The sequence below is a fragment of the Mucilaginibacter glaciei genome, assembly GCF_014773245.1.
Lineage (GTDB): Bacteria > Bacteroidota > Bacteroidia > Sphingobacteriales > Sphingobacteriaceae > Mucilaginibacter > Mucilaginibacter glaciei.
Window position 1 is genome coordinate 127511 of the sequence record NZ_JACWMX010000003.1, and the last position, 23763, is coordinate 151273.

A 23763-nucleotide genomic window follows, 5' to 3' on the forward strand; every position below is an offset into this window, starting at 1 on the left:
TTGCGCATAAATTGCTCTATGGACAAATATTTTCTTAGTATTTAATATGTGGATTTAATAGCCAACTGTTGGTATTCCCATAAGGAGTAATGGCATTCTTCTAACCGTATAAATGTTCCTAATTCGGGTTTTATTTTCGCTAATTATTGATGAACTTTCCCTCACTGGAATTGACTATAATTTATGCGTAAAATTTACACGGCAACCCTTTTTAGTTTTCTATTTTTTTGCTGTGTTACGCAGGTGTTTGCACAAAGGCAATTGGTTGATGCGGTTGCCAAAAAGCAGCTGGATCAGATTGCTGTTGCAGCAGGCCAAAAGTTTGACGCCAATTTTCTAAGGGCTCTGTTGCTGGCACCGGCCCGAGGCTGGGCAACGCAGCGCAAAACAAAAACAGGTAACTTAATTAAGTTACAGGGGGTTAATAATTCGGGGTTCCCCATTTACCTGGTTACGCATAATAACACCATTGCCGCCGCTACAACAGGCACAAACGCAGTACAGCCCGGCGGTGCGCTGGGGCTCAACCTATCGGGATCAACCGTGGTTTTAAATAACAAACTGGGCATTTGGGATGGCGGGCAAGTGTATAGCCAGCACCAGGAATTTGCCGGTAAAACTATTACGGCTAAAGATGGCTCGGCTATTTTAGATCACTCCACACACGTTGCCGGTACCATGCTGGCAAAAGGGGTTTACGCGCCTGCTAAGGGGATGGCCTTCAATGCAAGCACCCTATCTGCCTGGGATTTTGATAATGACGTGGCCGAAATGAGCACTGCGGCACCGGGTTTATTGCTATCTAATCACTCCTATGGCGATGTTGCGGGCTGGGATTATAACAGCAGCGCAGCCCGGTGGGAATGGTACGGTTTGCCGGGCGACTCGGTTGATTACAACTTTGGTTTTTATGACGAACGGGTGCAAGCCTGGGACAAGATCGCTTATAATGCACCTTATTACCTGATAGTTGAATCGGCAGGTAATAGCCGGAGCAGTAATGGCCCTGCTATTGGCGAAACCTATTATGGCTATCAAAGCCGCACCAATGCCAATGTTGTTAACAAAGGCCCGCGGCCCGCAGGGATCAGCAATAATGGCGGTTACGATATTATCAGCACAACGGGCAACGCAAAGAATATATTAACGGTAGGCGCAGTTGCCGGGTTACCTAACGGGCCCGTTAACCGCGACGACGTAAAGATTTCGTTTTTTAGCAGTTGGGGGCCTACGGATGATGGACGCATCAAGCCTGATCTGGTTGGCGACGGCGAGAATGTATTGTCGACAGGTGTTACCGGCCCGACGGCGTATTTAACCTTGTCGGGTACGTCTATGTCGGCACCAAATGTTACAGGCTCCTTGTATTTGCTGCAGGAATATTATTTGCAAAAAAACGCGGGCAGCTTTATGCGCGCGGCTACTTTAAAAGGCCTGGCCTGCCACACCGCTTTCGACGCCGGCAGGGTTGGGCCCGATTATATTTATGGATGGGGATTATTAAGAATGCCCACCGCGGCACAGGCCATTACCGATAACGGCGTAAAAAGCATGATCAACGAGGCTACCCTTGCCCAGGGCCAGCGACGTACATTTGATGTCGTAGCTTCGGGGAATGGGCCATTAGCGGTGACCATTTGCTGGACAGACCCTGAAGGTACCATTACTGCCGATGGTACGGTTAACAGCCGCACCCCCAAACTGGTTAATGATTTAGATATCCGCATAAGCGATGGCACTAATACTTTTAGTCCGTGGGTGCTAATGCCCGATAACCCGGCAGCCGCTGCGACAACAGGTGATAATATCCGTGATAATATAGAGCAGGTTTACATTGCCAATGCTATTCCCGGTAAAAAATATACGGTTACTATTACGCATAAAGGCACCTTAACATCGGGCAGCCAGGCGTATGCTGTTATCGCAACTGGTATTGGCGGATCGGCCTATTGCACATCCGCCCCAACATTTACTGCCGATTCTAAGATCAATAATTTTACAGTCTCGAACGTTAACTATACCGCGCCCGCAGGTTGCACGGGCTATACCGATAACACGGGCAGCACCATACAGTTGGAGCAGGCGCGCACCTATCCATTTAGTATAACGTTGGGTACTTGCGGTGCTAATTTTAACAAGGCCGCTAAGGTGTATGTCGATTGGAATGGCAACGGCATTTTTGACAATAACGAGCTTGCTGCCGTTACAAGCGTTATTAATGGTACCGGCACTTACACAGGCAACATTACCGTGCCGCTATCTGTTGTGGCGGGCAACTTTGGTTTGTTACGGGTAGTGCTTACAGAAACGGCCGATACCGCCAGGATAACACCCTGTGGCAACTATTTAAAGGGAGAAACGCAGGATTACCGCGTCCAATTCTTTAAACCAACAGCCGACGCGGGGATTACTAATGTATTGAACGGCGAGGCGGGCACATCGTGCGCTGTAGCTACGGCGGTAACCGTAAGAATAAAGAACTACGGCAGCGCAGTCATAAGCAATGTGCCGGTTACCGTTACCGTAACATCGCCTGCGGGTACGGTAGTCACCTTTAATGAAGTGTACACAAATACCATTGCCGTTAACGACGAGGTGGACTTTACTTTAACCGGCAAGTTTAATACTACGGCAGGTGCAACTTACACCATTTCCGCGCAAACAACCCTGGCCGGCGACCCTATTGCCACCAATAACCGGGCAACGGGTTCTATTATCATTAGCCAGCCACCGGTAGCTAATGACCTTTCGGCCTACTTGTGTGCAAACAATAACACCTATTTGCTAACAGGGAATGGCGATGGGCAGCTGCTATGGTACCGATCATTAACCGATGTATTGCCGTTTGCATATGGTAATACGGTAATAACAGCGCAAGCACCCAACAATAGCACCTTCTATGCGGGGCTTAACGATTTTAGCGGGAACGTGGGGCCGGTAAATAAAAGCGCTTTCCCGGCGGGTGGATATAACCAGTTTACACCCGATGTAAAAGTGCGCACCAGTATACCTGTTGTGATAGAAACCGCCCGACTGTACATTGGTAACCCCGGCAAGGTAACCTTTACTGTAAAGGCCGATAATGGCCAGGTGGTATCATCAACCACGTTAAATGTCGCGGCTACGCGGATAAACCCGGCTGCCGGCGCTCTTACAGATGACCCGACCGACCAGGGGAGAGTTTACAATCTTAACCTTACACTGCCTTCAGCAGGCAACTATACCATCTCAACCACGTACGAAAACGGAGCTACTTTATACCGTAACAATGGCGGCGTTACCGGCTACCCTTTTAACATCGGTAATATTTTTAGCATCACGGGTAACAATGCAACGTCGCCCACAAATGCAAGCGATACTACCTACTATAAAAACTTCTACTACTTTTTTTACGATGTGCATGTGAAAAGCACCAGTTGCCCTTCGGCGGCGCGGCAGGCAGTTGCGTTGAATAAGCCCGTTATCACCCAAAATGGCGAAGTACTTAACTCCAGCTTTGCGAGCGGCAACCAATGGTTTTTAAACGATAAGGAGATAGAAGGCGCTACAGGTGCTACTTATTCGCCATTGCAAAGCGGCAAATACCAGGTAGGTGTAACCGTAGGTAACGGGTGTTTAAGTAAATCGGATGTGTTTAACTATGCGCTTATTGCCAGAAACCCCGATAAGTCGACTGATATTGGGTTAGCTATTTTTCCTGTACCGGCGGTGGCCAATGTTAATGTTGTTTTTGTTGCACTGGCTGCAGGCAACCTCACCCTGTCGTTAATAAACACAGCGGGGCAGATTATTTACCAGCAGCAGCAAAGTATAGTGGCAGGTAATTTTAGCACGGTAATTAATGTAGCAGGCCAGTTGCCGGGTACTTATTTGCTAAAGGTATCGCTCGATAAAAAGTCGTATTCTAAAAAGATCATCATCACCAAATAAGCGTAGCCGCGATCACCACGGGGTTAAAAAGTGTATTTCAATCCCAGCCCAGGTGCCAGGTCAAAGAAGGGGCCGGTGGCAAATTCTATCCGCGGGTTAAGGTCAAGGCTGATGGCAATTGGTGCCCGGTCAATCTTATATTCCAGGCCTAAAACACCATCGGCCCCTATTAAAACTTTGCTTCGGTAGTAGTTATCGTTACCAAAGGATTTGTCGACCCTGTTGCCAACCCCACCCAGGTGGCCGCCTGCGCCATAATAGAAGTTTAGGCCGGGGACATTAAATGCCTGTAGATGAAATTCATACAAACCTGTCAGTGCTGCACCATGACTCCGCAAACCAATGATCGCTTCCAGCGCGCTGGTTTGGTTGAGAAAGTATTTCCCGGAGATGCCGTTTTCATATCCGCCAAATTTTAAGCCGATGGCCATTTTATAATCTTGTGCGGCGGCACGGTTGGTGATCAATAAAAAGCAAAACAAGACAAGGGTGATTGTAATTAGTTTTTTCATTTGGGTTGAACGTAGGTTGTTGATCCTTTTGCAGGTAGCAGCCTGGTGATAAATGTATTCCGGTGTCAGTTATTTGACCTCGGAAATGATAACGCACAAATAAGCCTTTTATGGTTGTAAAAATTAATCTGAATAAATTACGGGTAACGATTGACCTGATATTACATGCCATTTTTTAGCCGAAATAAACTAAATTGCTTCAAAAATCTTCAACTTTATTTGCATGAAATATACATCGGGATTATATATAAAAGCATTGTGGCTTGTTTTCTTAGCAGGTTTTTCGGCAGGGTGTGTAAGGGGGCAGCTGGGCCAAAATATAAGCGGGCACTACAAAAACGGAATGGTGGTTTGCGCCTACCCCGATGCCGCCAAAATAGGGATAGAGATCATGCAAAAGGGCGGTAACGCGGTAGATGCAGCCGTGGCGGTGCAGTTTGCGCTGGCCGTAACCCACCCGCAGGCGGGCAACATTGGCGGTGGCGGTTTTATGGTGTACCGGTCGGCATCAGGTAAAACCAATACGCTCGATTTTAGGGAAAAGGCCCCCGCGCAAGCCAGTACCGACATGTACCTGGATGCCGCGGGGAACGTGATACCCAACAAAAGCTTATATACCCACCAGGCGTCTGGCATACCCGGTTCTGTAGACGGGATGGTAGAAGCACATAAAAAGTACGGTAAGCTCAAATGGGCCGACCTGGTTGACCCTGCCGTAAAGCTGGCCTTGAACGGCTTTAAAATGACGGCGCGGCTGGCAGCCGATATTAACCGGAACGCCGGCCAGTTTAAAAAATACAACCCGGATAAAAACTATCTGACTACCAAAGTTTGGCAGGAGGGCGACGTGCTGGTGCAGGAAGACTTGGGTCACACGCTGGAGCAGATCCGTGATAAGGGCCGTGCAGGCTTTTATGATGGCACCGTTGCCGATATGATGGTTGCCGAAATGAAGCTGGGCAACGGACTGATTACCAAAGCCGATCTGCAAAACTATCATTCCATCTGGCGCAAACCGGTAACCGGTAATTATAAGGAGTATAAGATCATTACCATGCCGCCACCATCAAGCGGTGGTGTTGCTTTACTGCAGCTGCTTAAATCTGTTGAGCCGTACCCGATGCACCAGTGGGGGTTCAATAAAGATTCGACCGTGCAACTGATGGTAGAGGCCGAGCGCCGGGTGTATGCCGACCGCTCCAAATACCTGGGTGACCCGGATTTTTACAAAGTCCCGGTAGATAGCCTGCTGAATACCAAATACATTTTAAGCCGAATGCAAAACTTTAACTGGAATGCGGCCACGCCAAGTACCAGCATCCAGCCGGGGGCCATTGCTGGTTATGAAAGCGAGCAAACCACCCACTTTAGCATAGTGGACAGGGAGGGCAACGCGGTATCTATCACCACAACTTTGAATGATACTTTCGGCGCGCATATTTTTGTGAAGGGCGCGGGCTTTTTGCTGAACAACGAGATGGACGACTTCAGCTCGAAACCGGGCGTGCCCAATATGTACGGCCTGCTGGGCGGTAAGGCCAACAGCATCCAGCCCAATAAACGCATGCTCTCGGCCATGACGCCGACTATTGTGGAGAAGAACGGTAAACTATTCATGGTGGTGGGCACACCGGGTGGCTCTACCATTATTACCTCAGTTTTCCAGACGGTATTGAACGTGATCGAATTTGATAAAAGCATCCAGGGGGCGGTTGCGGCCAAGCGTTTCCACTCGCAGTGGATGCCCGACCTGCTTTATATAGAGAAGGACGCATTGGATAGCCTGACCACCGATAAATTGCAACAAAAAGGTTATAAGATCACCCCGCGCGGCCCGATAGGCCGGGTAGACGGCATCCTGAAAACCAAATGGGGCTACTATGAAGGTGGTGCTGACCCAAGGGGCGATGATACGAAGATGGGTTGGTAAGATTATTTATTGGATTAGGAAATTTAGCCTAAAAACGCAAAATGGGTTTACAAAGGTTTACATATTTCAGCTAAAAAATGACTTAATCAATTGTAAAACAGTTTTTTATGAAAAAGATGGGTTTACACTTCTTTTGGGGATATTTGGCGTTTGGATCACAAGCTGGCGTACGCCGGTGGCGTGTGACCCTGCCGCTACAAGTCAAATCATGCACAGGCGGCACGCGTGCGTTGGTTATTTAATAATCATGTCATGCGGGGAGCGACAGCGACGTGGCAATCTTAGCATATCGGATCGCCCCGCTGCCGCAAGTGTCCTCACTTGTGGCCCGTATGCAAGGTGGCGTTAGGGATAGGAGCGGATACCGGCCTTGTGCATAATGCCTGTAGGCGTATAAGTGGATAGCCCGGCCGCAGGCAACGCCCAATAAAAGCTATTGACGCCCACAATGAACTATCATAAAAAACGTTATGTTTGCCAGCTATGCGAAGCAGTGTAAAACAACAGGAAACTATCGATTATTTTTTGAAGATAGTTTGGCAAACGGTTGCTAACCGTTACAACCAGATAGTTACCGAATTTGGCATTACACAATCTATCGGGTACCTGCTTATTAATATCGATGAGGAGGGTACAACTGTATCACAGGCGGCGGCATTGCTGGGCTTAAAATCGACCAGCTTATCGCGTATGCTTAACCAGTTGGAAGAAACCGGCCTTATTTACCGCAAAAGTAACCAGGGAGACAAGCGGTCTGTAAAGATCTTTTTGACCGACCTGGGTAAGGAAAAACGCCAGCAAGCTAAAGACGTAGTGAAGCAATTTAATAATTATCTGAATGCCCACATCAGCGAGGCCGATAAGCAATACCTGACGGATATGCTTAAGAAAATAAACCAGCTTACGGTTAATTACAAACCCTGAAACATCCCTTAAATGAAGCTGCCAATTGTTAAAAAGTGTTAAGCTGCCGTTTTTGAATTATAAAACAATAAATTTGCCTTTTGAAAACGGGATGAATAGGGTATTACTCATTTTACTGGTGTGTGTTGTTGGCTTTGCCTCCTGCAAAAAAGCAGTGAGCGAGGTTGATAAGATAAACGTGCAGGCGGGCGTAGATAATAAGATCATATTAGATTATTTAGCTACGAACAGCCTAAGCAGTACCGCAAAACAGCTGGATAGTGCCGGCGTGGCTACCGGTATTTACTATGTGGTGCTGGCACCCGGCACTGGCAACGCGCTGTTTACCAACTCGACCAATATCACGGTAGATTTTACGGGTAAGGAACTGACAACCGGCAAATTGTTTACCAACGCCAATAACTTTCATGCTACCTATGCTTTAGGCGCTGTAATAAGGGCCTGGAAATTAGCTATCCCCCAAATTAAAAAAGGCGGGCGAATACGAATATTAACCCCATCACGTTATGCATACGGCGCTTATGACCAGCCGGATATAGGCCTGCCTGCAAACTCTGTGGTGGATTTTGATATTACACTTATAGATGTAACGAACTGATTTAGATGAAACAACGAATTTTTACTTTATTACTATTAGCCGTTACCGGCTTTACTGCGTGCAAAAAAAGCCAGGAAGCAGATCCTGATATTAAACAATACGATGACCAGCAAATACAGGGATATATAGCTGCCAATGGCCTGACCGGATTTGTTAAGGATACCGTAGCCGCGGATAGCTCGGGCATGTATTACAAGATCATTAACAAAGGCACCGGTGTGCCATTAGAATACTCTGACCGTGTTTCACTTGTATTTACGTTGAAGACTTTAGATGGTAAATACACTTCAAGCGATACTATTACAAATCATATTTATAGATACTTAGGCCAGTTGGCACCGTCTGCTACCGTGGCTGCCGCATCGTCGGCAAACTTGCCGATAGGTTTGCAGCAGGCTATCAAAAACATCCTGAAATATCGTGATGGCAGTATGCGTTTGCTGATCCCTTCGCGATTGGCATACGGTACAAAAGGGATTCAAAATGGCAGTATTACAAATGTTAATACCAATATTGCAGGTAACCAAAGCTTGGAGTATTATGTACACGTTATAAATGACCAGCAGGTGTATGACGACCTGGTGATACGCAATTATATAACAGCCAATAATTTAACAGGCTACTCCAAAACAGCCAGCGGTATTTATTATAAAAATGTGGTGGCCGGCGATAATGTGGCTATTATTGGTAGCAATTCTACCTATTCGGCAAATTACACGTTAAAGCTTTTAAATAATGTTCAGTTAGAAGTTGGTACTTCAGCCAATACTTCGTTTACTAACGGGGTGTCGGCAACAGAGCCGGTTGCGGGTGTCAAAGAGATTTTGTTGGGCAAATCCGTCGGGTCTGCAGTTTCCATGATAATACCGTCCAGGTTAGCTTACGGCATTTCGGGGAGTTCTACTACAATTCCTTCTAACGCTCCTTTATATTTCGATTTTCAAATAGTTACGGTAACTAATTAAGCATAAAATATTATTTGCTCAGCGCCTCCTTAAATACTTTTAAGCAGCGTTCGCGGGCAAAGGAATGATCTACAATGGGTTTTGGATATTTGCTAAAGTCGGCATATTCCGGAACCCATTTTTTTACGTATTGTAATTTCGGGTCGAATTTTTTCAACTGGCTCTCCGGGTTAAAAATACGGAAGTAAGGCGCGGCATCTGTACCGCTGCCGGCCGCCCATTGCCAGCCACCCACGTTACTTGCGGCTTCATAATCTAACAACTTACGGGCAAAATACCGCTCGCCCCAGCGCCAGTCGATCAGCAGGTCCTTACATAAAAAACTGGCCACCACCATGCGTACCCGGTTGTGCATATAACCGGTGGCATTCAGCTCGCGCATGCCGGCGTCTACCAGCGGGAAACCTGTTTCGCCCTTGCACCAGGCCTGGTACTGTTCCTCGTCATTTATCCATTTGATGTTATCATATTCGGGCCGGAAGGCATAATCTATCGTTTGCGGAAAATGATACATTATAACGCTGTAAAATTCCCGCCAGATCAGTTCATTCAGCCAGGTTTTTTCGTGCGCTTTGTTGGCATCCCGTGCGCAGCGCCTGATGCTTACCGTGCCAAAGCGTAAATGTATGCCGATGTGCGATGTGCCCGTTATGGCCGGGAAATCGCGGTTTTTTGCATAGTCGGCAATTACCTTATCGTATTCTTTTTCGGGATAGGTGATAGGGCTTTTCTCAAAACCCATATCCTGCAAAGACGGCACCGCAGGTGACCGGAATGTGAGCAGGTTTTTAAAATACTTTTCGGTAGGATAGGCCTTTAGGTAAAAGGGCTTTAACTTTTGATACCATTTGTTTTTATAAGGCGTATAAACCGTATAGGGCTTGCCATCATCCTTGGTTACCTCGTCTTTTTCAAATATGACCTGGTCTTTGTAGGTATTGAACGGGATATCGTGTTTTGCCAACAACTTTTTAATTGCTTCATCACGCTCTTTGGCGTAACCAGGCTCGTAATCATGATTGGTATAAACGCCTGCAATAGTGTATTCCTTGATGAGCGCTGCCCAGGCGTGTTCGGGTTTGTCATATACAACCAACAAGCCGCTATGGTGCTTGTGGCATTCTTTGTTGATCTCTTCAATAGCCTTGTAAATAAAGGTTACCCGGGCATCGTCCTTATCTTCCAGTTTATCCAGTATCTCTTTGTCGAAAATAAACAGGGGCAAAACCGGGTTGCCACTTTTAAGGGCATGGTACAAGCCGGCATTATCTTCCATCCGTAAATCGCGGCGAAACCAAAAAATGCTTACAGGGGTGCTCTTATCCATATATTTCTTTTAATGCCGATGCGATATCGGAGTAGGCAAAGCTATAACCGGCATCTTGTATTTTTTGTGAAGATACACGCGTACTGCCTAATACGACAGCGCCCATTTCGCCCAATAATAGTTTAATTACAAATTCAGGCACGTTAGGCGCCCAAAATGGGCGGTTAAGTTGTTTGGCCACTGCGTGGCTCATGTGCGTGTTGGTCACCGGGTGGGGGGCAACCATGTTATACACACTTGCCATGGTTTCGCTCTCAATACCATCCAGGTACATATCTACCACATCGCGGTGATGGATCCAGGGAATCCATTGCTTGCCGGTGCCAATAGGCGAGCCGACGCCAAACTTTGCGGGTAGTGCCAGCTGCGGCAATGCGCCGCCGTCTTTAGTCAAAACAACGCCCGTACGGTATTTTAAAATACGCAAGCCGAATGCCTGGCCTTCATCCACTGCCTTTTCCCATTCTATGCAGCAGGTGCCTAAAAAATCGTGTTGCGGCATGCTGTCTTCGGTAAGCAGTTCATCGCCCCGGTCACTGTAATACCCCGTCGCCGATGCCGATACCACCGATTTTACTTGGTTGGGTTTCTTTTTCATCAGGCTGTAAATCAACCCGATGGTTTTGGTGCGGCTGTCTACCAGTAGTTTTTTGCGCTCGTCTGTCCACCGTTTATCGGCAATGCCGGCACCGGCTAAATGTACAATCGTGTCTACCCCATCCAGGCAGGCTTCGTCTATCTGCCCTTTATCCACATCCCATAAAAAGGTTTTTACCTGAGGGTCTTTGCCTTCCGTACGGCTTAAGTGGCATACCCGGTAGCCCTTTGCCAATAGGGCCAGTGTAAGTTGTTTACCTATCAGCCCGGTACCGCCGGTAATTAATATATTTTTTTTAGTACTCATTAAAACTTAGTTCTTTTAATATAACTTCTTACCACTCACCACTCACCACTCACCACTCACCACTCACCACTCACCACTCACCACTCACCACTCACCACTCACCAATAACCACTCACAATTTATAATTCACAATTTCCCTTGCCATACCCTTGAAAATAAACAAGTGGAAAGGCCACATGGTGTACCAATATAACCTTCCGAAAAGGCCGCGGGGCCTAAAGGTAGCTACCTGGCTTAAAAAAGTTTTTTGGTTGCGCTCAATTATTTTGAACTCCAGCCAGGCCTCGCCGGGCAGTTTCATCTCGGCATAAAGTAACAGGCGGCAGTTAACGTTATCGGCCAGTAGCACGCGCCAAAAATCAATCACATCACCGGCAGATACCGTAACATTACTGGTGCGGCCGCGCCGAATGCCTACGCCACCAACCAGTTTATCTAAAAAACCGCGCAAGTTCCAGATCCAGTCCCAGTAGTACCAGCCGCGGTTACCGCCAATTGCCATGATGTTGTTAAGCACCTCTTTCGTATCACGCTCAAAAGGTTGTTTTACCTTATATTCTACCGTGCCGTTTTGGGGTACTTTTATCTGGTCCATAAAACCTGAGGTAAGATAACCCTTGTTAAGGGCATCCTTCCAGCTGCTCACTACCGAGTTTTGTTCTATCTTGTTAAAGGCCAGTTCCAGTGCTTCTTCATAGGTGATGCAATGGCGTTTTACTACAGTATCTATATCATGATTTTTCATGATGGTTTCGTTCTTCATGCTGTCTACCAGGCTTTGCGCCAGCGAATAGCTGGTAGAGGTGACAAAGTATAACCAGTAGGAAGAAATCTTGGGCGACAGGAATGGTATAATAATGATATGCCTTTTTAGTTTCCGCACCTTTGCATAAGTGAGCATCATCTCTTTAAAAGTAAGGATGTCCGGGCCGCCGATATCGAATGTTTTGTTGAATGCAACTTCATTTAATAACACACCTTCTAAATAACCCAGCACATCGCGGATGGCAATTGGCTGGCATTTGGAATTTACCCAGCGCGGTACGGTCATTACAGGCAATTTTTCGGTCAGATCTCTAATGATCTCGAACGATGAACTCCCCGAGCCGATAATTATGGCTGCCCGCAATACGGTTAACGCTGCCTTGCTTTCACTGAGTACATCTTCCACATGCCTGCGCGAGCTCAAATGATCAGACAGGTCAGAATCATTGGTGATACCACTTAAATAAATTATCTGCCGGCAATTGGTTTGATCTATCTGCCTGGCAAAATTTTCTGCCGATTGTGCCTCCAGTTTACCAAAATCGCCGGACTGCGACATGGAATGCACCAGGTAGTAAGCGGCGTCAATATCTGCGGGAAAATGTTCTATACTTTCGGGGTGCAGCAAATCGCCGGTGAGGAGGGTAACCTTATCGGTATAATCGCTTTGTTCATGAAAACGCCGCTTATCGCGTACCAGGCACACCACATTGTGGCCCGCCTGCAGCAGCACCGGGATGAGCCGTGTACCTATATATCCGTTGGCGCCTGCCAGTAGTATTTTCATGATAGTATTGCAACAACAGAAATGGCCGTGTGTTTTGATTGATACCGCAGCAAAAAATTAATGGTTGCTGCTTTGTTTCGCCCCATTTTGGTTTGAATAAATTTTATGGTATTATTCTTGGTCATTATTAGTATCCGTGGATGGTTTATTTACGTATCTAACCTAAATGAATAAACCCGGCGCAAGTTTAAGGGGAATTATTGCCCGATAAAAGTAACAATGGCCACAATTAGGCTAACCATTTTAAAACCTTCCCGCTACGGGTTGAACTGATACAAAATACTGTTTAAACAATAAAGGAATAACGCCATGATGTCGCCACATTTTCAAAAACTACTGATTACGCTTTTTTTAATGCTGATTATCTCTTTAGTAGTATTGGCCCTTTACTGCCGGAATAAATCGCAATCTTACATCGGCACGGGCCGGGTAGCCGAAATCGAGGCATGGTCTATAAAAGCAGCTTTTAGCTGGATACTTTCCGGCGGTTTATCAATCGGCTTTATACTTATGATTTTATAACTATAAAACAGCCTCCACATGCGGCTTGTATGTATCTGTTTTTACGTTAGCCTTTAATTCGTGCAATATATTGTATAGCCCAAAATTGGTACGGTTTACATAAATAAAGTGCTTAACGCCACGCGCCTGTTTAAACTCAGGCATCTTAGCTACCTTTTCTCCAAAACTGAACAAGTCTTCAAAAAAGGCGGTCTCGCTAAAATCAAAATGATCTGTAATGTAGGGCTTGGCAAACAGGCTGATCATCTGCTTAAAGGTGGTATAATAAAAGTCAACCTGCGCCGGGGTATCGTTTGGCAATATCATTTCCAGCTTACGGAAGGCTTTGATAGTATCTTCTTTACTGTCGAATAAATTTGTAGAGGTAAGCGAGAAGAAAGGATAATAAAAATCATCGGGCATTACCTTGATGCAACCGAAATCGATGGCGCCTAACTTACCATCCGGGGTTATCATAAAATTGCCGGGGTGCGGGTCGGCATGCACAGCGCGCATTTCATGTTGCTGAAAGTTATAAAAATCCCACAACGCCTGGCCAATGGTATTACGTAATTCCTGAGATGGATTAGTAGCCAAAAACTCTTTCAGGTGCATTCCTTCCAGCCAACCCATAGTAATGATACGCTTGCTGGATAATTCGGGGTAATACTTAGGGAATACAATATTATCGAGGTTGGCACACGCTTCAGAAAACTCGATGGACCGGCGTACTTCCAGCTCGTAGTCGGTTTCTTCTAACAGACGTTCTTCCACCTCACGCATGTACACATCCAGTTCCTTTTCGCTCATGCCGAGCATACGGAATGCAAAGGGCTTGATCAGTTTCAGGTCGGATGAAATAGAATCGCCCACGCCTGGGTACTGGATCTTTACCGCCAGCTTTTTACCGTTCAGTTCTGCCCGGTGCACCTGCCCAATAGAAGCGGCGTTGGTAGATCGGATATTGAACTTATCATAGATCTGATCGGGGTTTTTACCGAAATATTTTTTGAACGTTTGCACAATAAGCGGCCCGGATAAAGGCGGCGCATTATATTGCGATTGCGTGAACTTATCTACATACGCTTGCGGCAGCAGGTTTTTATCCATGCTCAGCATCTGCGCTACTTTCAATGCACTGCCCTTTAACTCGCTTAACGATTGATATATATCCGCAGCATTATCCTCATTCAACTCAGATTTATCCATATCCGGGTTAAACAGTTTTTTGGAGTAGTGTTTAATATAGTTACCGCCAATTTTAAAGCCTGTTTTTACAAATTTGGCGCTACGTTCCACCTTAGTGGTGGGGATACTATTTTGTTCTTTCGATGTGTTATCGCTCATGTTGTTTTTACTCAAATAATACAGCCAGTTGTTGCGGCGTCAAATCCGCATAATCATCAATAACAAGGCTGGCTACCTTGCTAATTACCCCCGCAGGGTGTGCGGTAGTGATGCCTGCTACCTTCATGCCTGCACTGTTGCCGGCCTTTAAACCCGCGGTAGAATCTTCAAAAACCACGCAACGCGCCGGATCGGTACTTAACTCTTCGGCAGCCTTTAAAAATATCTGCGGACTTGGTTTAGGTTCGCTTACCATGCTGCCAATAATAACAGCATCAAAGTATTGGCGGATAGGTATGGCGTTAAAAATAAAATCAACATCCTCCATGTCTGACGATGTTGCCACCGCCATCTTTACACCTGCATCTTTAAGTTTGGCCAGGAAGTTTTCTAAGCCTTTAATAGGTTTTAGGTACGGTAAAAAAGCTTGCTGATAAAAGTGCTTCTTTTCATCTGAAATGGCTTGCACAGTGGCTTCATCAGCCTGGCCAAAGTACCTGCGTACCGTTTCGGCTATCGGTATCCCGCTAATTTCGGCTTTGTAGGTTTCATTACTTAATTCGGGCAACCCTTTTAATTTAAAAAGTTGCTGCCACGCCTTATAGTGAAACGGCGTATTATCAACCAAGGTGCCATCCATATCAAAGATGACTGCGAAACCTGACTTTCCTAAGTACTCTCCGGCCAAGTGTGTCTTAATATTCTGATTACTATTACTCAATATATTTTTATAAACCATCTCCTTTGGAGAGGGTAGGGTGAGGCGTTTATAAACCCATCCTCTCTTTCATTCCGCCATTCTTAACCAAAAACTTGCCATACTCGAACAAGTTATCTATCGGCGAACGCTGAAACAGGTCGAACGTTACATTTACACCCTTCTCAATCGCTTCATCGGTTCTTTCAAACCCTGCCGAAATATCATTGATCCAAAAATTCAACACAAAACCAAACTGGATCCAAAGAGCATCTTTGTAACGCTTGCTGAAGAATTTACGGTCGGTTAATTCGGTACTTTCAATACCATCGTTCAAGATTTCCTGTGAAAAGTTTTCAAAGGCATCTTTCAGGCCCTCCATTACACGCGGTGTGCTCATTCCTTTTGGCTGTTTTTTAAGGCTGTAAACAGCAAAACTGCGGTGGCCCTTGAGTAATTCAAAGAAGCTGTAAAAAAACGACAACGCTTTTTCGCGCGACGAATACTGCCCCCAAACTTCCTGTGTTTTTATTTCGAGGATGGTTTTGTTGGCCAGATCTGTCCATACGCTTTGCTCAATAGCGTCAAATGAACCGAAGTATCGGTAAAATTCCTCTTCGGGCATTTTATTTTTTTTAGCAAATACATAAACCGATTTAGGTTGTGCACCTTCTGTCAGTACAAAATCCATATACGCTTTCTGGATGCTTTCAATAGTAGCCATAGTTGTTTATATTTATGAGTTAAAGTTACCACTTATACCCAAAGCAAATATCATGCTTGTGTATAATTTAATGACAATGTATCTTGTAAAACCGTTCCCCCAAGAGAGGTCTTAAACAATGTAAATAAAGCGGTTACGCGTATAAAAATACTTAACGCATTAACTTAACACCATCACGTTAATAACATTATCGCGTGTGCTTTGTTCCGTTGATGATTATCTATAAATTACAATCTATAGTGGTACATAAAGGCAATAAAGAAAACCTGGCGAGCAAAATTTGCGAAACGTGCAAAAAACCCTTTACCTGGCGCAAAAAATGGGCTAAATGTTGGGATGATGTCAAATATTGCAGTGAGCGGTGCAGAAGAAATAAATAATTGCCATTTTTGCTACTGATCTAAATAAGTTTAGATTAGTTGTTCCTATGAGTGAAAAAACAATACTGGTTTGGTTTAGAAATGATTTGCGCATACACGATAATGAAATATTATCTGAAGCCGTACGCAAGGCAGATAAAGTTTTACCCGTATTTATTTTTGACCCATTCTATTTTAAAACAGATAGTACAGGTGCTTTAAAAACCAGCAGTTTTAGGGCCCGGTTCTTGTTAGAATCAGTTGCCGGTCTTCGTAAAAATCTGCAGGCTTTTGGTGCCGATCTCATTATCCGCACCGGTGACCCCGCTGAGTTACTACCTCAACTGGCCGAAGAGTATCAGGTAAGCGAGGTTTATCATCACCGTGAGGTTGCGCCCGATGAAACAACTATATCTGAAGCGGTAGAAACTGCTCTTTGGAAGATCAAGCTTAATCTGAAGCACTTTATAGGGCATACCATGTACCATAAAGAAGATCTTCCCTTCCCTATAAAGGATATCCCTGACAGTTTTGTTACGTTTAAAAAGAAGGTTGAACGCGATAGCACCGTACGCCCGAGCACGGTTAGCCCGGAGGCTATCATCACCCCGCAAATCACTGATGCAGGCGAACTACCAACTTTGGCCGACCTGGGCGTGCCCGAGCCAATAGACGACCCGCGCGCTACTCATATCTTTACAGGCGGCGAAACTGCAGCATTAACGCAATTACAGAATTATCTGGATACTTGCCTGCAAAATAACAGCACAAAAGGCAGGGTAACATGTTCGTCTACTTTATCGCCTTGGTTAGCTATGGGCTGTATTTCGCCAAGGCAGGTGTACTGGGAGGTGGTGAAATTCCAGCGCGAACACCAGCTCCAAAATTTAGAACCGTTAATGTTGGAATTGCTGTGGCGCGATTATTTCCGCTTTATGTTTAAAAAACATGGGCAAACATTCTTCAGATCGGAAGGGTTTACCGACGAAGCCCCTGATGTAGCCAACAACCAGGATGAGCTTTTCGATCAGTGGAAAAATGGCGCAACCGGCGTACCCTATATAGATGCAGCCATGCATGAGCTGAATGCCACTGGGTTCATCAGCAATTATAGCCGCCAGGCCGTAGCTGCCTACCTCACCAATGACCTGAAAGTAGATTGGACAAAGGGCGCGCTTTACTTCGAAGAAAAATTGATCGATTACTCACCGGCGAGTAATTGGGGTAATTGGGCTTTTATAGCAGGTGTAGGGAACGATGCCAAGAGTAACCGTTTTTTTACTGCTGCCAAGCCAGTCGCCCAGTTAGAAAGCAAAGGCGATTTCATCAGTACCTGGCTGCCTCTTGCAGACGACAGTGCAAAAGTGTCTGCCTGATCAATATCAACCTTAGTCGGTCGTTTCTTTTTGTTTGCCGTCGGTATATTGTATGGCATCTGCCGTTATCGTATCGCTGCCGTTTTTACCTGCAGTGGTCCCAAATCCGGTAAATATCACAGCATCTGCACCTACTTTCTTCGCTTTTTCGATGATCTCATTTTTCGAAGTTTCTTCGCTGCCTGCGACAGCATTGCTTAAATGGCCGATAACTTTATAGTCGCGTTTTACATCGCGGGCAGCATAGTAAACTTTAAGATCGTTTTTCACAGGGTAACGCTCGCCCAGATAAGCAACAGTATCACACGCTGTGAGGAAAAAGCAAAATAGCATGGCAAAAAGCAGGTAGGTTTTAGAGGTTTTCATAAATGGAAAGATATAGGGTATGTTAATATGGGGTATCTTTTTTTTGACCGGTAAGAGCCGCAATAGTTTAACGGCATTATCAACTTTTTGTCAAAATATTGATATTAAGTTAGGAAGTTATGAACAGTAGTAGCTTTGCTAACGATGATTAAATTAAAGTGCTTTTTGCCAGGCTTGTTATTGCTGATAATGGCTGCTACAACTTCGGCCCAATCCAAATTTAGGGTGGTGGGTTACCTGCGTAACCAGCGCGGGTTGGCCGACGCTATTAAAAGGGTCAACCTGGATAGGATCACCCACCTCAATATCGCTTTCATTAATCCTGACTCTACAGGCAGCCTGCTGGTTGCACCCGGCTTAAAAGATGTAGTGCTGCTGGCGCATTCTAAAAATGTAAAGGTTTTACTTTCGATAGGCGGGGGCACGCCACCCAAATATCTGCCAGTTAATATTTATGGCGATAAACAGGATGTACTGATTACGGCACTTACAAATATCGCCATCAGTTACAACCTGGATGGCATTGACGTTGACCTGGAAGGCTTGCTGATAAATGATAATTATGAGGGGTTTGTAACCAAACTGGCTGCGTCGCTTAAGGTAAACGGTAAGTTGATGACCGCCGCGGTTGCTACCTATAACGCACAAAAATACACCGATAAGGTGCTGGCCCTTTACGATTTTATAAACGTGATGAGCTATGATAAAACCGGCCCCTGGCGGCCAAATAAACCCGGCCTGCATGCGCCCTATGAAATGGCAGTAAACGACCTGGATTACTGGATTAATAAACGCGGCATTCTTAAGGAAAAAATAAGCCTGGGTTTACCCTTTTATGGCTACGGTTTTGGGGCTGATGCGCCCGAAAGCATGACCTACAAACAAATTGTGGTTCAATATCCGGATGCTAAAGATGCGGACCAGCTAACCCTGCCGGGCGGTGCTGTGGTTTACTACAATGGTACGCAAACCATCAAGACGAAAACAGTACTTGCCCTCAAAACTGCGGGCGGGGTAATGGTTTGGCAGTTATTGCAGGATGCGGATGGTGAAGATTCGATGTTAAAGGTTATTGATGACACAATAAGGTCACAAAAGGAAAAAATGCATTATACCTAAAAGTTATAGTATATAATTTTCGGCATATTGTACTATTATGTTTAATTTTGTGCCGTTTACAATAACGGTTTCTCATGGATCGCCTAAATTATATAAATAGCGGAAACGCAGCCTACATTAGTTCATTATACGAAGCGTATCAACAAGACCCTGAATCAGTAGAATTTGGCTGGCAGAAGTTTTTTGAAGGCTTTGATTTCGGTAAAGGTTCGCAGCCTACACCGGCAGCCGCGGCAAGTACCGGTACACCCGATAAGCTGCTGAAGGAAATTAACGTTATGAATATGATAAATGGCTACCGTACCCGCGGCCATTTATTCACCAAAACTAACCCGGTACGCGAACGCCGCAAGTACTTCCCCGGCAAAGAGCTGGAAACTTTTGGCTTAAGCGAAGCCGATATGGACACTGTGTTTAACGCAGGTGTTGAGGTGGGTATTGGCCCCGCGAAATTGCGCGACATCCACCAATTATTAGAAGATACTTACTGCCAAACCATTGGTGCCGAGTACCGCTATATCCGTAACCCTATCAAACTAAAATGGTTTGAAGACAGGATGGAGACCAAACGCAACACGCCTTCATTTACTGCCGACGAGAAGAAAATGATGCTGGCTAAATTGAACGAGGCCGTGGTTTTCGAAAACTTTTTGGGCACCAAGTTCCTGGGCCAGAAACGTTTCTCGTTAGAGGGTGCCGAAGCTTTGATCCCCGCGCTTGATTCTATTATCAAAAAAGGATCTGAACTGGGTATCGAGGAGTTCATCATCGGTATGGCCCACCGTGGCCGCCTGAATGTGCTAACCAACATCATGGAGAAAACTTATAAAGAAGTATTCTCTGAGTTTGAAGGCAAGAACTTTGATTCTGAATCACCTTTCGGTGGCGACGTTAAGTACCACCTGGGTTTCTCGACAGATATAAAAACTAAGAATGGTAAGAACGTTCACCTGAGCCTTTGCCCTAACCCATCGCATTTAGAGGCGGTAGATCCTGTGGTAGAAGGTATCACCCGTTCAAAAATTGACTTTAAATACAACGGCGACCATTCAAAGATCGCCCCGATATTAATACATGGTGACGCATCTGTAGCCGGGCAAGGAATTGTTTACGAGGTTTTACAGATGGAAAAACTGGATGGTTACCGCACCGGCGGTACCGTGCATTTGGTTATCAATAACCAGATAGGTTTTACCACCAACTATAAAGATGCCCGTTCGAGTACCTATTGTACAGATGTGGCCAAAACAGTGCTGTCGCCGGTGTTCCACGTAAACGGGGATGATGTGGAGGCATTGGTGTACGTAATTAACCTGGCAATGGAATATCGCCAGGTGTTTAACGAGGATGTATTTATCGATATCCTGTGCTACCGCCGTTACGGCCATAACGAGGCTGATGAGCCTAAGTTTACACAGCCTGTATTGTACAAAGCTATCGAGGCGCATCCTAACCCGTTGCAGATCTATAACAAAAAACTGATCGCAGATGGTACCATTGACGAGCAGTACGCCAAACAACTGGAAAAAGATTTCCGTGCCGAATTACAGGTAATGCTGGATGAATCAAAGGCGGAAGATAGGTTTACCGACACCATAGCCATGTTTGAGGGTGCCTGGACCGGCTTACACCTGGCAAATCATAAAGAATTAATAAGTGCAATTGACACTTCTGTTAAGGAAGAAGAGATTGTTGAAATAGGGAATAAGCTAACCGTGTTGCCCCAGGGTAAGGCGTTCTTCAAAAAAATCGAAAAATTATTTGAAGACCGTAATGCAATGGTGAATAAAACCAAAGTGTTTGACTGGGCAATGGGCGAGCTGCTGGCGTACGGTACATTGTTGAAAGACGGTTTCCCGGTTCGCTTAAGCGGTGAGGATGTTAAGCGCGGTACCTTCTCGCATCGCCATGCGGTGTTAACGCTGGTTGATTCGGAAGATGAGTACACTCCTTTAGAAACTATAGACACCGATGCAAAACTGAGCATCTTTAATTCCTTGCTATCTGAATATGGTGTATTAGGCTTTGAGTATGGTTATGCTTTGGCTAACCCTAACGCCCTAACTATTTGGGAAGCGCAATTTGGTGATTTCTTTAACGGTGCTCAGATCATTGTTGACCAGTACATTGCCAGTGCCGAAACGAAATGGCAGCGTGGTAATGGCTTAGTGATGCTATTGCCGCACGGTTACGAAGGCCAGGGCCCTGAGCACTCATCTGCACGCGTAGAGCGCTTTTTAGAGCTTTGTGCCGACGATAACATCCAGGTGGCTAATTGCTCAACACCTGCAAACTTCTTCCATATATTGAGGAGGCAGATGCACCGCGATTTCCGTAAACCGCTGATCATCTTTACCCCTAAGAGTTTATTACGCAGCCCTAAGTGCGTATCGCCGATGGCTGATTTTACCAATGGTAAATTCCTGGAAGTGATAGAAGATACTTACGCCGATCCTAAAAAGGTTAAACGCGTATTGCTTTGTACAGGTAAGGTTTATTACGATCTGCAGGAAAAACAGCAGGTAGATAAACGCAAGGACGTAGCCATTGTACGTGTAGAGCAACTTTATCCTACACCTATCCAGCAGATCTTGAAAATGAAGGCCCGCTACGAAAAGGCTACCGAATTTATCTGGGTACAGGAAGAGCCGGAAAACATGGGTGCGTGGCCGTACATTTGCCGCAAGTTCCATAACGACAAACATCTGAATTTACAGGTAATATCTCGTTTAGAAGGTGCAAGCACCGCAACAGGTTTTGCCAAGCAGCATGCCGCGCAGCAGTCGCATATTGTGGCAAAGGCATTTGAAGCACCTGCCGGTAAAACGGTTAAAGAAAGCATCAAAAAGACAACAGAAAAAATGGCAAATGCCGGGGCGGATTGATTTGAGGTTGCCGGTAATGGGAGCGAGGAGCGTTAAATTTTAACTATCTCCGCACCCCGCTCCAAAAACATACGCACCAATTAAAAACATACAACTACTTATCATATGAGTTTAGAAATAAAAGTTCCGCCGGTAGGCGAATCCATTACCGAAGTAACCTTGTCAGCCTGGAAAAAAAAGGATGGCGACCACGTAGAAATGGACGAAGTGGTAGCCGAGCTGGAATCAGACAAGGCAACTTTTGAGCTTACTGCCGAAAAGGCCGGGACTTTAAAATTAACTGCTGCCGAGGGCGATACTTTAGCCATCGGCGCAATTGTAGCAACTATTGAAGATGGCGGTGCCGCAACACTGGCCGCAGCTGCCGAAAAAGCACCTGCAGCCCCCGTAGCCGCTAAAGACGAACCTGCAAAAGCGGTTAGCCCTGAAGTGCCTGCAAACGGTTACGCACCTGCACCTGACCAAAGCGGCGGCGGTTCTTTAGAAATAAAGGTACCAACCGTAGGTGAATCTATTACCGAGGTTACCCTGTCCCGTTGGATGAAAAAGGACGGCGACCAGGTAGAAATGGATGAAGCCATTGCCGAACTGGAATCTGATAAAGCAACTTTTGAATTAACTGCCGAAAAAGCAGGTACTTTAAAAACTATAGCCAAGGAAGGCGATACATTAGCCATCGGAGCTGTAGTTTGTACAATTGAAGGTGGTGCAAGTGCCCCTTCTCCTGCACACGTTACACCAGCAGTAGCCGATGCGGTTAATGAATCACCACAAAATGCGCCTTCAAAAGGATCTACCTACGCATCAGGCACACCATCGCCTGCTGCTGCCAAGATATTGGCAGAGAAAGGTATAGAAACATCCTCAGTAAATGGTACAGGTGTTGATGGACGCATTACCAAAGGTGACGCATTAAACGCGCAGAACGCGCCTGCTGCTGCCCCTGCCCCAGCCGCAAAATCTGCAGCTGTGTCAGCTGCTGCTGCCCCTTCAATTCCTCAAGGCCCAAGAAGCGATCGCCGCGAAAAAATGTCGTCGTTGCGTAAAACAGTTGCCAAGCGTTTAGTAGCCGTTAAAAACGAAACTGCGATGTTAACCACCTTTAACGAGGTAGATATGCAGCCCATAATGGAACTGCGTGGTAAATACAAAGATAAATTCAAAGAGAAACATGGCGTAGGCTTAGGCTTCATGTCGTTCTTTACTAAGGCAGTTACCGAGGCTTTGAAAGAATGGCCTGCTGTTGGCGCCCGCATAGATGGCGAGGAAGTAATATACAGCAACTTTGCCGATATTTCTATTGCTGTATCTGCGCCTAAAGGGTTAGTGGTTCCGGTTATCCGCAATGCGGAGAGAATGAGCCTTGCCGAGATTGAAAAAGCCATTGTTGTTTTAGCAGGTAAAGCCCGCGAAAGCAAACTGACTATCGAAGAAATGACCGGCGGAACCTTCACTATCACCAACGGTGGCGTGTTTGGGTCGATGTTATCTACCCCGATCATCAACTCGCCACAATCGGCTATATTAGGGATGCACAACATTATCGAACGCCCGATTGCCATAAACGGACAAGTGGTTATCCGCCCGATGATGTACCTGGCCCTGTCATATGATCACCGCATCATCGACGGTAGGGAATCTGTAAGCTTCCTGGTACGTGTAAAGCAATTACTGGAAGACCCAGCAAGGTTACTGTTAGGCGTGTAATTTATAGATTGAAAATATGGAAGCCCGGTTATGCCGGGCT

At 45.8% G+C, this 23763-nt stretch carries 19 protein-coding genes; 11 read left to right on the top strand and 8 right to left on the bottom strand.

The features are described from left to right. Nucleotides 1-183: 183 nt before the first annotated feature. Nucleotides 184-3930: a S8 family serine peptidase gene (locus IDJ76_RS08130; protein WP_191162604.1), complete on the top strand. Its 3747-nt coding sequence runs from the start codon at nucleotides 184-186 to the stop codon at nucleotides 3928-3930. Nucleotides 3931-3953: 23 nt separating this feature from the next. Here the strand turns inward: IDJ76_RS08130 and IDJ76_RS08135 are convergent, their stop codons facing one another. Beyond that, nucleotides 3954-4442, bottom strand: a complete 489-nt coding sequence (locus IDJ76_RS08135) for a hypothetical protein (RefSeq protein WP_191162606.1) — start codon at nucleotides 4440-4442, stop codon at nucleotides 3954-3956. A gap of 223 nt (nucleotides 4443-4665) precedes the next feature. On the opposite strand from IDJ76_RS08135, the gene ggt reads away from it, so the two are divergent. The 4 genes from ggt (at nucleotide 4666) to IDJ76_RS08155 (ending at nucleotide 8859) form a co-directional block, all read left to right on the top strand. Next, a complete protein-coding gene (gene ggt, locus IDJ76_RS08140; protein WP_191162608.1) occupies nucleotides 4666-6372 on the top strand; it encodes a gamma-glutamyltransferase in 1707 nt (568 codons plus the stop codon). A gap of 483 nt (nucleotides 6373-6855) precedes the next feature. Continuing rightward, the gene (locus IDJ76_RS08145; protein WP_191162611.1) at nucleotides 6856-7296 is read left to right on the top strand and encodes a MarR family winged helix-turn-helix transcriptional regulator; all 441 of its coding nucleotides are present in this window, start codon (nucleotides 6856-6858) and stop codon (nucleotides 7294-7296) included. 91 nt (nucleotides 7297-7387) lie between these two features. Beyond that, the gene (locus IDJ76_RS08150) at nucleotides 7388-7894 is read left to right on the top strand and encodes an FKBP-type peptidyl-prolyl cis-trans isomerase (protein WP_191162613.1); all 507 of its coding nucleotides are present in this window, start codon (nucleotides 7388-7390) and stop codon (nucleotides 7892-7894) included. A 5-nt stretch (nucleotides 7895-7899) separates the two neighbouring features. Then, nucleotides 7900-8859: an FKBP-type peptidyl-prolyl cis-trans isomerase gene (locus IDJ76_RS08155; RefSeq protein ID WP_191162615.1), complete on the top strand. Its 960-nt coding sequence runs from the start codon at nucleotides 7900-7902 to the stop codon at nucleotides 8857-8859. A 10-nt stretch (nucleotides 8860-8869) separates the two neighbouring features. Here the strand turns inward: IDJ76_RS08155 and IDJ76_RS08160 are convergent, their stop codons facing one another. From IDJ76_RS08160 to IDJ76_RS08170, 3 genes are all read right to left on the bottom strand, one after another. Then, nucleotides 8870-10186 carry a cryptochrome/photolyase family protein gene (locus IDJ76_RS08160; RefSeq protein WP_191162617.1) on the bottom strand — a complete coding sequence of 439 codons (1317 nt, stop codon included), beginning with the start codon at nucleotides 10184-10186 and terminating at the stop codon, nucleotides 8870-8872. After that, a complete protein-coding gene (locus IDJ76_RS08165; RefSeq protein ID WP_191162620.1) occupies nucleotides 10179-11090 on the bottom strand; it encodes a TIGR01777 family oxidoreductase in 912 nt (303 codons plus the stop codon). Before IDJ76_RS08165 ends, IDJ76_RS08160 begins: the two co-directional genes overlap by 8 nt. 112 nt (nucleotides 11091-11202) lie before the next feature. After that, a complete protein-coding gene (locus tag IDJ76_RS08170; RefSeq protein WP_191162622.1) occupies nucleotides 11203-12642 on the bottom strand; it encodes an SDR family oxidoreductase in 1440 nt (479 codons plus the stop codon). Between the two features lie 309 nt (nucleotides 12643-12951). Between IDJ76_RS08170 and IDJ76_RS08175 the strand changes: the two genes are divergently transcribed. After that, nucleotides 12952-13164, top strand: a complete 213-nt coding sequence (locus IDJ76_RS08175) for a hypothetical protein (RefSeq protein WP_191162624.1) — start codon at nucleotides 12952-12954, stop codon at nucleotides 13162-13164. On the opposite strand, the gene IDJ76_RS08180 is transcribed toward IDJ76_RS08175, so the two are convergent. From IDJ76_RS08180 to IDJ76_RS08190, 3 genes are read right to left on the bottom strand one after another with little or no spacing between them, the layout of a single operon-like run. Then, on the bottom strand, nucleotides 13165-14490 hold the full coding sequence (locus IDJ76_RS08180; protein ID WP_191162626.1) for an ABC1 kinase family protein: 1326 nt from the start codon (nucleotides 14488-14490) through the stop codon (nucleotides 13165-13167). It abuts the gene before it with no gap. Between the two features lie 7 nt (nucleotides 14491-14497). Further along, entirely contained in the window at nucleotides 14498-15229 is a 732-nt protein-coding gene (locus IDJ76_RS08185) for an HAD family hydrolase (RefSeq protein ID WP_224746252.1), read from the bottom strand. Between the two features lie 28 nt (nucleotides 15230-15257). Further along, entirely contained in the window at nucleotides 15258-15911 is a 654-nt protein-coding gene (locus IDJ76_RS08190) for a TetR family transcriptional regulator C-terminal domain-containing protein (RefSeq protein ID WP_191162630.1), read from the bottom strand. 212 nt (nucleotides 15912-16123) lie between these two features. On the opposite strand from IDJ76_RS08190, the gene IDJ76_RS08195 reads away from it, so the two are divergent. Beyond that, nucleotides 16124-16291 carry a DUF2256 domain-containing protein gene (locus IDJ76_RS08195; RefSeq protein WP_191162632.1) on the top strand — a complete coding sequence of 56 codons (168 nt, stop codon included), beginning with the start codon at nucleotides 16124-16126 and terminating at the stop codon, nucleotides 16289-16291. A gap of 47 nt (nucleotides 16292-16338) precedes the next feature. Beyond that, entirely contained in the window at nucleotides 16339-17646 is a 1308-nt protein-coding gene (locus IDJ76_RS08200) for a DASH family cryptochrome (RefSeq protein WP_191162634.1), read from the top strand. Nucleotides 17647-17658: 12 nt separating this feature from the next. Here IDJ76_RS08200 and IDJ76_RS08205 read toward each other — a convergent pair whose 3' ends face one another. Then, the gene (locus IDJ76_RS08205) at nucleotides 17659-18012 is read right to left on the bottom strand and encodes a hypothetical protein (RefSeq protein WP_191162637.1); all 354 of its coding nucleotides are present in this window, start codon (nucleotides 18010-18012) and stop codon (nucleotides 17659-17661) included. Nucleotides 18013-18156: 144 nt separating this feature from the next. Between IDJ76_RS08205 and IDJ76_RS08210 the strand changes: the two genes are divergently transcribed. From IDJ76_RS08210 to odhB, 3 genes are all read left to right on the top strand, one after another. Further along, a complete protein-coding gene (locus tag IDJ76_RS08210; RefSeq protein WP_191162639.1) occupies nucleotides 18157-19131 on the top strand; it encodes a glycosyl hydrolase family 18 protein in 975 nt (324 codons plus the stop codon). A gap of 74 nt (nucleotides 19132-19205) precedes the next feature. Beyond that, on the top strand, nucleotides 19206-22016 hold the full coding sequence (locus IDJ76_RS08215; protein ID WP_191162641.1) for a 2-oxoglutarate dehydrogenase E1 component: 2811 nt from the start codon (nucleotides 19206-19208) through the stop codon (nucleotides 22014-22016). A 105-nt stretch (nucleotides 22017-22121) separates the two neighbouring features. Continuing rightward, nucleotides 22122-23723: a 2-oxoglutarate dehydrogenase complex dihydrolipoyllysine-residue succinyltransferase gene (gene odhB, locus IDJ76_RS08220; protein WP_191162642.1), complete on the top strand. Its 1602-nt coding sequence runs from the start codon at nucleotides 22122-22124 to the stop codon at nucleotides 23721-23723. Nucleotides 23724-23763: the final 40 nt, after the last annotated feature.